Origin of the sequence: Campylobacter sp. CNRCH_2013_0671h (genome assembly GCF_025773055.1) — a bacterium.
GTDB lineage: Bacteria > Campylobacterota > Campylobacteria > Campylobacterales > Campylobacteraceae > Campylobacter_D > Campylobacter_D lari_D.
This window is the reverse complement of the sequence record NZ_JAKMTG010000008.1, coordinates 55,852-69,861: the sequence shown is the minus strand read 5'-3', so window position 1 is coordinate 69,861 and position 14,010 is coordinate 55,852. Positions and strand designations below refer to the sequence as shown.

The following is a 14,010-nucleotide window of genomic DNA, read 5'->3' as shown; positions in this document are numbered from 1 at the left end:
GAGTTAAATTTTAGTAAAACACAAAACAAGTGATACTATAACTTTAACCAAGTAATTCCATAGCATCTTTGTATACACTAACTAGCGAAGCTAAAGTAACAAAAGCACCGATGATTAAAAAAATCATTTCAATTTTTTTTCTTTTATTCTCTTTTATTTTTTCCTTTTTATCTTCTTCTTGATTTTGCTCAATATGCAAAATATCAACAAGATTTTCTATTTGAATTTTTAATTCTTGATGTTGCTCTAAAATATTATAATAATGAAATATAATTTTCCATATTGTGTGTTTTTGTTGGTAGTTATAATGTATTGGGTTGCTAAAAAAATATTTCAAATTAAAAACATAAAAATCTTTTTTAATATCAATAACATCATGGTAGTTTTCTTTATCTATAATACTTGAAGTCAAATTCAAATAATACTCCATTTTCTCACGATAAGCCAAAGAAAGTGCAAACATAGTCATTGTATCTTTAAATTTACTTTCACAATTGTTAAATTTAGCCTGAAACAAAAAGCCTTTTTCTGAAAACACAACTTTAATATCTGGATTATCATAACAATTTGATTTATCTATTTTTAATGTAAAACTACCTCTTAATAGTTGCGATATTTTACCATCATTCATATTTTCATCAGTATAAGCAACTATATAATCTATCACGCTTTTTTTAAATTGACAATACTCTTGACCTACGAAAACTCCATCTTTTATACATATAATACATATATCAAAAATTTTATATATTAGTATTGTACCTTTGGTATAATTTTGGTCTTCTATATTGGTATAAATTTCTAAATTTTGCGCCAAAAAGATATGAAAAAAATCCTTTAGCCTTGTATCTTTTTTAAATTTATCCTTGCAAAAATTTTCGATAATTTTAACTTGATATATATTTACCATAATATCTTCCTAATATTTGCAATATATTTTAATTTAAAATATTATTATTGTACAACTAAAAATAAATTATAGGTTTTCATATTTGAGTAAAATCTAGATTAGTGGTGCGGATGAAAGGACTTGAACCTTCACGCATTGCTGCACCAGATCCTAAGTCTGGCGTGTCTGCCAATTTCACCACATCCGCAAAAGTGGTACGCTCAAGAGGATTCGAACCTCTGACCTACGGCTTAGAAGGCCGTTGCTCTATCCAGCTGAGCTATGAGCGCAAAAAAATAAAAGTAACAATAGGCTTATGGTGCGCCCGATAGGAATCGAACCCATAACCTACAGATCCGAAGTCTGTCGCTCTATCCAGTTGAGCTACGAGCGCTGATGGGGTGAGTGATGGGAATCGAACCCACGACCCTCAGGACCACAATCTGATGCTCTAACCGACTGAGCTACACTCACCATTTATAAAAATGGTCGGGGTGAAAGGATTCGAACCTTCGGCCCCTTGGTCCCAAACCAAGTGCGCTAACCAGACTGCGCTACACCCCGATGTATAAAAATAAAGCGTTATTTTACATAAAAAAATATTAAAAGTCAAGATAAATAAGAATATTTAGCATAAAAAATGCTAAATATTTTAAGAATTATTTGTTTGTTTTTTTTGTGAAATGATGTTTAAAATTTCAACTACCAAAGAAAAGGCCATAGCTACATAAATATAGGCCTTATCTATATGAATATCAAAACTTTCACATACTAAAACAAAACCTATCATTACTAAAAATGCCAAAGCTAAAATTTTAATGTTTGGATATTTTTCTACAAAATCTGCAATTGGTTTAGAAGCAAAAAGCATTACTAATACTGCAATAATAACAGCAATAATCATAATCTCTATATCTTGAGCAATACCCACAGCAGTAATAACACTATCTAGAGAAAATACTATATCTATCACAGCTATTTCAGCAACTACAATCCAAAGTTTATTGCTGATTTTTATATTACTTTGACTTTCCTCTTGATGTGTTATACTTTCTTTGATTTCTTTGATAGATTTAACTATCAAAAACAATCCTCCAAGCAAAAGCACCAAATCCCTACCTGAAATTTCATTCCCTAATATACTAAATAAAGGTGTGACAAGCTTCATAACCCAAAACAAAGACAATAACAATAAAATTCTAGTAATCATCGCAAAAGCAAGGCCTAAAACTCTACCCTTATCTCTATGTTCTGGTGGTAATTTAGAAACCAAAATAGCCAAGAAAATGATATTATCAATCCCTAGCACAATCTCTAAAGCTGTAAGCGTAAGCAACACTACCCACGCATCCACACTAAAAATCCACTCAAACATTTAACTTCCTTAAAATAAAAAGCGTAATTATAATGATAAAAAATTAATCATTTTCAAAAATTTCAACAATAGTTGCAGGTAAAATTTCATACTCTAATTTATGAATTTTATCTTCAAATTCTTCAAAGCTTAGTTTAGCTTTTTCAAACGCCTTTTGAGCAATGATTTTACCACCATCAAGCTCTTCGTTAACCCAATGCACGCTAACACCCGCAAGTTTCATATCGCTCTCATAACTTTCTTTGATAGCATGAGCACCTTTAAATAAAGGAAGCAAAGAAGGATGAAGATTAATAGCTTTTATATTTTGAGTGAAAATAGGACTTAAAATTCGCATAAATCCTGCTAAGATGGTCAGATCTGCTTGACTTTCTTTTATAATTTTTACTAATTCTGCATCAAATTCTTCTCTTGAAGTAAATTTTTCATGCTCTATAATTTGAGTATTAAGGTTATATTTTAAAGCTCTTTGTATACCATAAGCTTCTTTTTTATTGCACACGCATAAAACCACTTCAAAGGTATTTTTACCAAAAGTTTTTTTATGTAATTTTGCTAAAATATTTTCCAAATTACTTCCATTACCACTAAATAAAATTGCTAATTTTATAAGCATTTTAACCCCTTTATCAATTTTAAAGCATCAAAACTAATTTTGTTTTTCTTATAATTTTTAGCTACTAAAGCATGAGCTAATACTGCATTTTTAGCAGCTTCTAAAGCATTAAATTTAGCTCCAAGCAAAGCTGCTATCATACCACTTAACACATCCCCACTTCCACCTTTTGCTAAAGCTTCATTGCCACAATTTACTATAAAAAATTTTTCTTTTTGAGCAATAATAGGATTAGCTCCTTTTAATACCAAAACACATTGAAATTTAGAACTAAACTTTCTTGCATAAAAAAAGCGTTTGTTTTGAATTTCTTCTACGCTTATATCCTCATTAAAACAAAGTTTTAAAAGCATACAAAATTCTTTAGGATGAGGGGTTAAAACAACATCTTCTCTAGCAAGATATGAAGGTAAATTTTCACTTTGAAAGCAATTTGCGTCTAAAACCAAAGGAATGTTTTTTAATCTTTCATCTTTTAAAATACTTAAATCATCAAGTCCCATACCTATAGCAGCTGCATTTATTTTGCTTTCAATATCATCTTTTAGTATAATCAAAGGTGAAAAACTTTCTTTAGCCACTAAAGATACAAGTCCTGCTCCAAATTCTAAAGCACCAAGTCCAGCTAGAGTACCTGCACTTTTATTTGCAAAAATATAAACATGGCCAAAATCGCCTTTATTTGAGTTAATCTTTTTTGTAATAAGTTTTAAATCTTTTTTTTCTAGTAAAAAACTTGAAGTATTTTGCATATAAGGTTTTAAACCCAAATTTGCAATTTTAATTTTACCTACAAATTCTTTTGCAAAATCTTCTAATAAAATTTCTTTAATCACTCCCATGCAAAGAGTATAATCAGCCTTAAAACATAGCTCTTGTCCAAGCCCGCTAGGAACATCACAAGCTATTTTTAAAGCCTTACTTTTAGCAATTTTTTTAAAAATTCTTTGCAAATTTTCATCTAAAGCTTTATTTAAACCACTCCCAAAAACACAATCAACAATGATGTCAAAATCTTTAAATTTAGGTTCTTTTTTTAAAAATTTAAAACCTATATTTTTTAAAATTTGCTCTTGCTTGATAAACATTGTATTTTTTTTATATGGCATAACAAAAGCAAAAGCTTTTTTTAAATGCCTTATAGCCACAAGTCCATCAGCTCCATTTCCACCAGTACCGAGCAAAAATAAAATTTTGGCATTTTTTATGTTTTTACTTTTTTTCTTAATCAAATTTGCAAGCTCTATGCCTGCATTTTCCATCATTAAAAACTCATCCAAACCTTTTTCAATAAGTTTTTTTTCATAAGAAATATTATCTTTAAATACTGCTTTCATCGCTCATCTCACATTTTATAAATTTTTGAGTTTTAGCGCCTAGCTCTTTAAGCTTTATCACTCTTGAAGCGATATTTCCACTTCCATGAGTAAGCTTTGTTTGCATATTATCTACATTTGTGTTTAATCTTTTAACATTTTCTTTGATTTTTTCAAAATCATCCAAAACGCCTGCAAATTTATCATGAAATTTACCCAGTTCATCAAAAGCTTTTAAGATATTTTCATTACTTTGTATATTTTTCCATGAAATATTTATAGTATTTAATGCCATAAAAAGAGTGTTTGGTGTAGTTAAATAAACCTTTTTTTTATAAGCGTATTGATAAATTTCAAGATCTACATTTAAAATCAAATCTAGAATATTTTGATAAGGTATAAAAAGCAAAACAAACTCATAAGTGTGTTTATCATACTGCATATAAGGCTTTTTAGCTAACTCATCAATCCTTGATTTTAGATTATAAGCCAAATCAAGACAGGTATTTTTACTAATATCTTCAAAACTAAAATCACTTGGTAGAGAAAATTTTGCATCTATAACTATACTTTTTTGTTTATCTAAAAACACAACCGCATCAGGAATGTAAGTTTTACCCTCATCTTGAAATCTCTCTTGCAATTTATACTGCACACCCTCTACTAAACCACTATTTTCTAAAACTGATTTTAGTTGCAATTCTGCAAAATTACCACGAATTTTTTTATCTCCTTTTAAAATTTTAGCTAGCTTATCTGCATTTTCTCCCATATTTTGACTAAATTTAAACATATGATCAATTTGTGTTTTAATGCTAACTTCATTTTGACTGAGTTTTTCACTATATTCTTTAACACTTTTTTTCACAGGCAAGAAAATTTCTTCTAAGATTTTTTTTGTATCTTCATTGAGCATAAGTTTGTTTTGATTTAAAATACTAGCATTTTGTTTTTGGAAATTTTGCTCTAGCTCTTGTTTTAATCCCGTCAAACTTTGTTTATATTTTTCTTCTAATTTTATTAAGGTTTGAGTGTATTCTTCTTTTAAATTCGCACGCTCTTTTAAATGCATATTTAAAAGTTCTTGTTGAGTTTGTTCTTTTTGTGCTAATTTTGCCTCTAAAACTTCATTTTTAGATAAATACGATATTTTTTCATCTAAAAGTTTGGAATTTTTTTCTATAAGTGCAGTTTTTTCAAACTCTAAATTAGAAAGTTGATTTTGCAAAGTCATATTGTTTTGATTTAAAAATTCTAACTTTACTTTTTCTTTCTGACTTTTAAATACCACCCATACAAAAGCTAAAATTACAACAGCCAAAAAAGCTATTAAGATATTTTCCATTTTTAAGCCTTTGCTTTTTCAAGGAAATAAATATTTTTCTCATTTGCTTCTTTAAATTGTTTCATCTTTGGTAAAAGTTCTTTCATCAAAGCTTTAAAATTTTTAAAGCCGAAATTTTGTGGAATAAAATTTGCATGTTTTCTGTTCATATTGGTACGAATTTGAGCATATTCTGCGCGACCTTTTTCTTCTATCAAAGCCTCTGCGATATTGATTAAATCTTTGATATATTCTTTTTCAATTATGACTTTTGTTTTTGATTTATCTTGATCTAAATAAAAGAATTCACTAAAGGAATTCACATAAGATTTTACAGCTTGCTTTAAACCCATGCCTATAACTTGTTTTTTATTTTCTTTTAGCTTCTGTATCAAACTAGTATAATCACTATCGCTTGATACAATAACAAAAATATCAATATCTTTTTCATAAAAAACACTCATAATATCAGTAATTAAATACATATCACTTGAATTTTTATTAGCTAAAAAATTAAATTGTTGCATAGCAATGATAGAATATTGTGCAATTTGTTCTTTCCAATTTTGTATATTTTTTTGAGTCCAATCTCCATAAATTCGCTTTATAACAATTTCTCCATAATCAGAAGCAATACCAAAAATCGATTTTGCGTATTTTGAAGGAATATTTTCCGCATCTATAAAAATTGCTATGCTTTTATTTTCCATTTTTGCTCCTAAATATTTCTCATTCTAAAACTTAATGCTTTTAAAATATGAGTTTTTAAAATCAACTCACTTTGCTCTAAATCTGCAATGGTTCTTGCTACTTTTATAGTTTTATTTACCCCTCTTTGAGAAAGATTATATGAATTTATAGCCTTTTGCAAAATTTCATTAGCAGAAGACTCTAAAATACAAAATTGTTTCATCTGCTCATCATTTAATTTAGCATTAAACTCTTCTTGCTGTCTTTGTTTTTGAAATAAAAATCCTTTAAATACCATCTCGCTCATTTGCTCTGATGTTAAACTCATTTTATCCTTATATGAAATTTCATCCATAGCTACATAAAGATCAATTCTGTCTAAAATTGGAGATGAAATTTTGTTTTTATATTTTTTTATTTCTATTTCTTGACAACGACAATTTTGATTTTTAGAAAATAAATTTCCACAAGGACAAGGATTTTGCGCACAAGCAAATAAAAATTTAGTTTCATAAATCACTTTGGTATTAACTCTTGAAATAAGAATTTTAAAATCCTCTAATGGCTCTCTTAAACTTTCTATGATTTGTTTTGAAAAATGAGGAAACTCATCAAAAAATAAAACTCCTCCATTTGCAAGTGCTATTTCTCCTATCTTGGCATTTTTAGTTCCTCCGCCAAAAATACTAGCTCTAGTACTTGTATGATGAGGACTTCTAAAAACCCTACTAGCACTAAAATCATCATCTAAAGAATTTAATGACTTATAAGCGTTTTGAGCTAAAATTTCTTTCAAGCTTTGCGGTGGCATGACAAAAGGAAGTCTTTTAGCACACATACTTTTACCGCTACCTGGACTACCTTCAAATAAAATATTATGCATTCCTAAAGCTGCTATTATACAAGCAAATTTAGCATTTTCTTGGCCTTTAACTTCCTTAAAATCATAAGGAAAGCTAGTGTTTTTTATATATTTTTCCCCATTAAGTTTTATAGCATTTTCAAATAAAGGATGAGCATTGCATATATGATAATTCTCATATTTTTTTTCTTTAAAAAAATCTACAGCCTGGGCTAAATTTTCTAAAGCATAAATTGTTAAATTAGGTATCATTGAAGCTTTTTGTGCTATGGCTTTTGGTACTACTACTTTAGCATTTTGTATTTTTGTACTTAAAAAAAGCAAGATAGAAAATAAACTAGCAGTGCTTTTTATACTCCCATCTAATCCAAGTTCTCCAAAAACAAAAAAATCATCTAAAATTTCTTTTTGAAATAAAATCAAAATTGCAATAGCTAAGTCAAAATGAGAACCATTTTTAGGAATATCCGAAGGACTTAAGTTGATAGTAATTTTTTGTGCCGGAAAGCTAAAATTCTGACTTAACAAAGTTGCTTTAATTCTTTCAGTGCTTTCTTTGATGGTAGAGTTTGCAAGACCCACTATGCTAAAGCCTGGCAAGCCTCTTGTGAAAGTTGATTCTACATCGATGATATCAAGTTCTGTAGAAAAACTTGCACATTTTAGCTTTTTCATTTATTCTTTTTGGATTTTTTCTTAAAGTCTTTATCAAATTTTTGACGCTTTAAAAAAGAAAGTTTTTCTATAAATAAATGTCCATCAAGATGATCAACTTCATGTTGGATAGCTACTGCTAAAAACTCATGTGCTTGCAAACTTTGTGGTTTGCCAAATCTATCTTGATAATCAAGTTGTATATTTTTATAACGCATTACATCTTCATAAAAGCCTGGTATGCTTAAACAACCCTCATTACAAGAAATTCTTTCATCATCTAAAGGTGTTATAATGGGATTGATGATTTCTAAAAGAGTTTGTTTGTCTTCTTTTTGCTCACCTTCTTCATCACCAATATCTACAAGTAAAGCTCTAATTGGCACATCAACTTGGATAGCTGCCAAACCTACACCTTTATTAGCTATCATTGTTTCATACATATCATCTAAAAGTATATGTAAATCTTTATCAAAATTTTCTACTTTTTTTGATTCTAAAAATAATCTTGGATTAGGATAGGTAATTATCTTTCTTATCATTTTTCTTTTTCCACTATTACAAAAGGTTCTAAATTTTTTCCCGAGTCTTTTAAAGCTTCAATGCATTTTTCTATTAATTCTTCACCTTTGCTGTCACTATTAACTGCACTAATAGCAACCTCCACATCTGCTTCTATTTCTTTATCTGCTAAGAAAAAATTTGAATTTTCTAAGGATTCTAAAATTTTATTACATATTTCTTGTGCTTTTTCTAAATTAGTATGAGAGATCATTATAGCAAAAATATTATTTCCACAATGTGCTACTATATCACTTGAAGAAACATTTTTACTAAAAATTTTACAAACACTTTTTAAAAAGGCATTTTTCTCTTTTTGAGTATAAGTTTGCTCTAAAATTTCCTCTTTTACTCTAAAGAATATCAAAGAAGTATAATAATTATATTTAGCATTACTCTCTATGCTTTTTTCCAAATTTTCTAAAAAATATTTTTTATTAAAAACTCCAAATTTAGAGTCAAAATCACTCTGCTCTTCTATATGTTTATAAGTCTGTCTAACCTCATCAAAATTTTCTTTAATCTCATCTGAATACTTATCTAAAATGCTAGAAAATCTTGAAAGGTCTGTTTCAAGGGCATGGATTACATTAGAAACAGCTAAATTTCCTGTACTAATAGCAAGTTCTGAATTACGCCTTTTTAGCATATCTTTAACTGTTTCAAGATGCCTATAAATCATGGCAATATATTGCAATAATGCCGAAGTAGAATTAAAACTTTTCTTTATTTCTTGTTCTATATTTGCACGCTTAAGACCATCATCATTTTGCTCAAATTCCATAATCTCACCAACTTTTTTCTTAAAAGCTCCTGGACGCTCTTCAAGCATTTTTTGAAAATAAACCCCATAATTAGTAGGAGTTGGAGGCACATTATCTTTTACAAGTTCAGTTAAAATAGATTTCGCAAATTTCTCAAATTCGCCTCCACTAATTTTTTGAATTTTTGGAGCTTCTTTGGCTGGAGTTGGATCGCTATTTAAATTTAAATCAGCAAATAAATCATCATCTAGCATTGCTTTGTTTCCTTATTTAAAACTTTTTTCCAAAACCTTATCTATTAAACCATATTCCTTAGCCTCTATAGCACTCATAAAAAAATCTCTATCGGTATCTTTTTCTATTTTAGAAAGTTTTTGCTTAGTATTTTTTGCCAAAATATCATTTAAAATCGCTTTTAATCTTAGAATTTCTTTTGCCTGAATTTCTATATCTGTTGCTTGTCCTCTTGCACCACCTAGTGGTTGGTGGATCATAATTCTTGAATTTGGCAGAGCAAATCTTTTCCCTGGAGTACCACAACTAAGCAAAAATGCACCCATAGAAGCAGCTTGACCAATACAAATAGTACTTACATCAGCTTTAATATAATTCATCGTATCATAAATACTAAATCCACTTGTCACAACCCCGCCTGGTGAGTTAATATAAAGATAAATATCTTTTTGAGGATCTTCAGCTTCTAAAAACAAAAGCTGTGCCACGATAGAAGCAGCAAGATCATCATTGATCTCGCCACTTAGCATGATAATCCTATCTTTTAAAAGTCTTGAGTATATATCATAACTTCTTTCGCCTCTGCTTGTTTTTTCAACTACATAGGGTATATATGAACTCATTATTTTTCACTTTCTTTTTCGGTTTTCTTTTTATCATTTTTTTTAAAAATATCAGCAAAAAGTTTTTCTTCAATTAAAGACATTTTAATGGCAGGTAATGCACCTTGCTTTTTATAATTATCTAAATGTTCTTGTGGGTTAAAACCATATCTATAAGCTTCAAAATAAATTGCTTGGATTAATTCCTGATCGCTTACTGTAACATTTCTAAGTTTTGCTAGCTCATCTATAATGAAAGTTAATTTTACGCTTTTTTGCGCATCTTCTTTGAAACTCTCTCTTTTTTCTTTATATTTAGCCTCATCTTTAAATTCTTTTAATTCCTCTTCGCTTAAAGTTCTTAAAGAGCTTCTAAATTGCATATCTGTTTCTTGCTCTACTATATTTCTTGGTAAAACAAAGTCAAACTTAGCTACTAAAGCTTCTGCAAATTGATTTTTAAGCTCATCATTAATAAGTTTAAAGATTTTTTCATTTTTTAGTTGTTCTTTTAATTTTGCGTCTAATTTTTCAACACTTGGCTCTTTTTCTTCAGGAAGTAAGTTTTTTAAAAGCTCTTCATTTAATTCAGGTAATTTAAGTTCTTGAATTTCATGAATTTTTACTTTAAATACCGCATCTTTTCCTGCTAAATGTGCTGCACCATATTCTTTTGGAAAAGTTACATTAATATCTTTTTCTTCACCTGCTTTTAAACCAATCATACCTTCTTCAAATCCTGGTATGAATTGTTTTGAACCAATCTCTAAAACATAATTTTGAGCTTTTCCACCATCAAAAGCTTTACCATCAACAAAACCTTCAAAATCAAATTTAGCAAAATCGCCTTCTTTTAAAGCTCTTGCTTCTTTAATCGCTTCAGGAGTAGCAAATCTTTTTAATAATTCTTCTTTTTTTGCATCAATTTCTTTTTGAGTTACTTTTGGTGTATTATAAGTTGGAATTAGTTCTTCATATCCATCTAATTTTACTTCTGGCTTAAAAGATAATACCATTTGAGCTTCAATATCGCCATCTTTTCTATCAAATTTTTCAAAATATGGCTCACCTACTAAATCTTTAGCCTCTTTTTTAACTTCTTTTAAAGCACCATCTACAGCATTTCTTAAAAGATCTTGCTCCGCATCTCTTGTAAGCTCTTTTTTATATCTTTTAAGTATAGCAGCAACAGGAACTTTTCCTGCTCTAAAACCATCCATTTTCATAGTTTTAGACGCTTTTTTAGCTAATTTTTCAACTTCTGCTTTAATAGCTCCTTGAGCAATTTTCACAGTAGCATTTGCATTTGCAAAATCAATTAGTTTTGCTGTAACTTCCATAATATTTTCCCTTTTTAAATAAAATTTCTTGATAATATACCAAAATTTTCCTTATCACTTTATATAAAAATAAAAATATGTTAAAATTTTAATTTTTGATGGAGAAAAAATGCAAGAAAAATTTGAACAATCAGTAAAAAATATGTTAGAAATTATCGGGGAAAATCCGCAAAGAGAAGGACTTTTAAAAACCCCTACAAGAGTTTTTAAAGCTTTTGAATTTTTAAATAGTGGTTATAAACAAGATCCAAAACAAATACTAAATGATGCCTTATTTGAAAGCTCAAACAACGAAATGGTTTTAGTAAGAGATATAGAATTTTATAGTCTTTGCGAGCATCATCTTTTACCTTTTTTTGGGCGCGTACATGTTGCGTATATACCGGATAAAAAAGTCGTAGGTCTTAGTAAAATTCCACGCCTTGTGGAAGTTTTTGCAAGACGCTTGCAAATTCAAGAACAACTCACAGAACAAATCGCAGAATCTTTAATGGAACATGTAGGTGCAAAAGGTGTTGGAGTAGTTATTGAAGCAAGACACATGTGTGTTGAAATGCGTGGGGTGCAAAAAGCAAATTCTACTACTAGCACTTCAGCACTAAGAGGTAGCTTTTTAAAAAGTGAAAAAACAAGAAAAGAATTTTTCACTTTAATTAACTCGGCAAAACAGGTTAGATTTTAATGGGTTTAGAAAAACTTCGTAGTAAAATTGCTTCACAAAATCTTGCTAGTGTTTTTGGTCAGATTACTAAAATTTCAAGTACTAGTATAGAAATAAATGGCTTAAAAACTAGCATAGGTGATATCATTAAAATAGTTTCTAGTGAAGATGAGAGTAAAGAAGCTATGGCTATGGTGGTAGAAGTAGATGAAAATTTAAGCTATTTGAGTCCTTTTGGTTTTGTGGAAGGTTTTAAAATAGGCGATCGTGCTTTTATTAACGATGCAGGTATGCAAATAGGAGTTAGTGATGAACTTTTAGGAAGAGTAGTCGATCCTTTTATGCGACCAAAAGATGGTAAAGGACCTATTGAGGCAAGTAAATTTATGCCTATTATGCGAGCACCTATTGATGCAATGAAGCGAGGTTTGATAGAAGAAGTTTTTCCAGTAGGTGTTAAAACAATAGATGCACTTTTAACTTGCGGGGTAGGACAAAAGCTTGGGATTTTTGCAGGAAGTGGGGTTGGTAAATCAACTCTTATGGGTATGATAGTGAAAAATTCCAAAGCTCCTATTAAAGTTATAGCTTTAATAGGAGAGCGCGGTAGAGAAATTCCTGAATTTATACAAAAAAATCTTGGTGGTAAACTTGATGATACTGTCATCATCGTTGCAACAAGTGATGATAGCGCGCTGATGAGAAAATACGGAGCATTTTGTGCTATGAGTGTGGCTGAATATTTTAAAGAACAAGGTAAAGATGTGTTATTTATCATGGATAGCGTAACGCGTTTTGCTATGGCTCAAAGAGAAATAGGTCTTGCCCTAGGTGAACCACCTACAACAAAAGGTTATCCGCCAAGCGTTTTAAGTCTTTTACCTCAGCTTATGGAAAGAACAGGAAAGGAAGAAGGTAAAGGCACCATAACAGCTTTTTTTACCGTGTTGGTTGATGGGGATGATATGAGTGATCCAATAGCTGATCAAAGCAGATCTATCCTAGATGGGCATATAGTGCTTAGTCGCGAACTCACTGACTTTGGAATTTATCCACCTATAAATATACAAAATTCAGCCTCAAGGGTTATGGGGGATATTATCAGTGATGAACATAAGCTAGCTGCTAGAAAATTTAAGCGTTTAAATTCTTTGCTTAAAGAAAATGAAGTGCTATTGCGTATTGGTGCTTATCAAAAAGGCACCGATAAAGAACTCGATCAAGCTATTGCTAAAAAAGATTTTATGCAGCAATTTTTAAGTCAAAATCCTGAAGAAAGTTTTGAATTTGAAGATACGATTAATATGCTTAAGATGATTGATACATAATAGTTGGAATATTTTTTGCTTTTTTTGATAAAAAAGTCATGAAAAAAGGATAGATCATGTCAAATATAGCATTTTTAGATCATCAACAAAGCTTAGGTTTAAAATATACCGATATTTGTCAAAATATTTTTGAAAGAGAAATTTTTACACATATGTTTTTAGAATGCATAAGTTTTGTTTTACTAGAAGATAAAGCAAAATTAAAATATTTAAAAATTATCGCTTCAAAAGAAGATTTTATAATCGAATTTAAAATCAATAATCAAAAAAAATCTTTTATTATTAATAATAAAAAAGTTCTAAATGAAGAATTCAGTGCAAAAAGAATGACTCAAGATGAATATGAAAGAGAAGTGGCGAGAATTTATCAAATCGAAAGATATTTAAAAGCCCAAAATAATCTTCAAAATTTTTCTAATGAAATTAGCACTACAATGAAAAATCTTTTTAAAGATATGGATGAATTTAAAAATTATATCGATATGCTTGAAGCAAAAGAAAACACCCACAATCATTACTTATCAAAAATTTATAATATAGCTTAATATTTACCAAACTTTGCCGATAATACCTTTGATCCAAACAAAAGGAGTATGTTATGGGCGAAGTTACAAACAATCAAGCAAACTTAATGCTTAACATTGCAACTACTATGATGAAAAAAACCATAGAAGTTAATGAAAATGCAGTAATGCAAGTACTTGAAGGCGTAAATGCAAACCCTGCTCCAACTACTACTCCTACTGCTAGTTCAGGATTACTTGACATTTACGCTTAAAATTTTTCTCTTCAAT

Annotated in this window: 15 protein-coding genes and 5 tRNA genes; 4 read left to right on the top strand and 16 right to left on the bottom strand. The window is 29.4% G+C overall.

The window, feature by feature from the left end:
• Nucleotides 1–43: 43 nt before the first annotated feature.
• The 16 genes from L8X97_RS06715 to tig all read right to left on the bottom strand — a co-directional run bounded on the left by L8X97_RS06715 (nt 44) and on the right by tig (nt 11,227).
• Nucleotides 44–910 carry a hypothetical protein gene (locus tag L8X97_RS06715; protein ID WP_263659583.1) on the bottom strand — a complete coding sequence of 289 codons (867 nt, stop codon included), beginning with the start codon at nt 908–910 and terminating at the stop codon, nt 44–46.
• 102 nt (nt 911–1,012) lie between these two features.
• Nucleotides 1,013–1,097: transfer RNA gene (locus L8X97_RS06710), tRNA-Leu, on the bottom strand.
• A 5-nt stretch (nt 1,098–1,102) separates the two neighbouring features.
• A tRNA-Arg gene (locus L8X97_RS06705) sits at nt 1,103–1,179 on the bottom strand.
• A 27-nt stretch (nt 1,180–1,206) separates the two neighbouring features.
• Nucleotides 1,207–1,283, bottom strand: a tRNA-Arg gene (locus L8X97_RS06700).
• 3 nt (nt 1,284–1,286) lie between these two features.
• A tRNA-His gene (locus L8X97_RS06695) sits at nt 1,287–1,363 on the bottom strand.
• Nucleotides 1,364–1,375: 12 nt separating this feature from the next.
• A tRNA-Pro gene (locus L8X97_RS06690) sits at nt 1,376–1,453 on the bottom strand.
• Nucleotides 1,454–1,541: 88 nt separating this feature from the next.
• A complete protein-coding gene (locus tag L8X97_RS06685) occupies nt 1,542–2,264 on the bottom strand; it encodes a TerC family protein (protein ID WP_220566477.1) in 723 nt (240 codons plus the stop codon).
• 43 nt (nt 2,265–2,307) lie between these two features.
• Entirely contained in the window at nt 2,308–2,880 is a 573-nt protein-coding gene (gene purN / locus L8X97_RS06680) for a phosphoribosylglycinamide formyltransferase (RefSeq protein ID WP_263659582.1), read from the bottom strand.
• Complete coding sequence (locus L8X97_RS06675; RefSeq protein ID WP_263662913.1) at nt 2,871–4,217, bottom strand: NAD(P)H-hydrate dehydratase; 1,347 nt, start codon at nt 4,215–4,217, stop codon at nt 2,871–2,873. The genes purN and L8X97_RS06675 overlap by 10 nt, the downstream gene beginning before the upstream one ends.
• Complete coding sequence (rmuC, locus tag L8X97_RS06670; RefSeq protein WP_220566475.1) at nt 4,201–5,541, bottom strand: DNA recombination protein RmuC; 1,341 nt, start codon at nt 5,539–5,541, stop codon at nt 4,201–4,203. The genes L8X97_RS06675 and rmuC overlap by 17 nt, the downstream gene beginning before the upstream one ends.
• A gap of 2 nt (nt 5,542–5,543) precedes the next feature.
• A complete protein-coding gene (locus L8X97_RS06665) occupies nt 5,544–6,230 on the bottom strand; it encodes an NYN domain-containing protein (RefSeq protein WP_133318989.1) in 687 nt (228 codons plus the stop codon).
• A gap of 8 nt (nt 6,231–6,238) precedes the next feature.
• Nucleotides 6,239–7,747 (bottom strand): YifB family Mg chelatase-like AAA ATPase, encoded by a 1,509-nt coding sequence (locus tag L8X97_RS06660; RefSeq protein ID WP_263662912.1) that lies wholly within the window; start codon nt 7,745–7,747, stop codon nt 6,239–6,241.
• A complete protein-coding gene (gene def / locus L8X97_RS06655) occupies nt 7,744–8,268 on the bottom strand; it encodes a peptide deformylase (RefSeq protein WP_220566472.1) in 525 nt (174 codons plus the stop codon). Before def ends, L8X97_RS06660 begins: the two co-directional genes overlap by 4 nt.
• Nucleotides 8,265–9,305, bottom strand: coding sequence for a GGDEF domain-containing protein (locus L8X97_RS06650; protein WP_133318992.1), 1,041 nt, complete (start codon nt 9,303–9,305; stop codon nt 8,265–8,267). Before L8X97_RS06650 ends, def begins: the two co-directional genes overlap by 4 nt.
• Before the next feature lie 12 nt (nt 9,306–9,317).
• The gene (gene clpP, locus L8X97_RS06645; RefSeq protein WP_133318993.1) at nt 9,318–9,908 is read right to left on the bottom strand and encodes an ATP-dependent Clp endopeptidase proteolytic subunit ClpP; all 591 of its coding nucleotides are present in this window, start codon (nt 9,906–9,908) and stop codon (nt 9,318–9,320) included.
• Entirely contained in the window at nt 9,908–11,227 is a 1,320-nt protein-coding gene (gene tig, locus L8X97_RS06640; RefSeq protein ID WP_133318994.1) for a trigger factor, read from the bottom strand. Before tig ends, clpP begins: the two co-directional genes overlap by 1 nt.
• Before the next feature lie 109 nt (nt 11,228–11,336).
• On the opposite strand from tig, the gene folE reads away from it, so the two are divergent.
• From folE to L8X97_RS06620, 4 genes are read left to right on the top strand one after another with little or no spacing between them, the layout of a single operon-like run.
• A complete protein-coding gene (folE, locus tag L8X97_RS06635; protein WP_133318995.1) occupies nt 11,337–11,909 on the top strand; it encodes a GTP cyclohydrolase I FolE in 573 nt (190 codons plus the stop codon).
• Nucleotides 11,909–13,216 (top strand): flagellar protein export ATPase FliI, encoded by a 1,308-nt coding sequence (fliI, locus tag L8X97_RS06630; protein ID WP_220566469.1) that lies wholly within the window; start codon nt 11,909–11,911, stop codon nt 13,214–13,216. The genes folE and fliI overlap by 1 nt, the downstream gene beginning before the upstream one ends.
• Before the next feature lie 56 nt (nt 13,217–13,272).
• Nucleotides 13,273–13,761, top strand: a complete 489-nt coding sequence (locus tag L8X97_RS06625) for a hypothetical protein (RefSeq protein ID WP_133318996.1) — start codon at nt 13,273–13,275, stop codon at nt 13,759–13,761.
• A gap of 53 nt (nt 13,762–13,814) precedes the next feature.
• A complete protein-coding gene (locus L8X97_RS06620) occupies nt 13,815–13,994 on the top strand; it encodes a putative motility protein (protein ID WP_133318997.1) in 180 nt (59 codons plus the stop codon).
• The last annotated feature ends 16 nt before the right edge of the window (nt 13,995–14,010 follow it).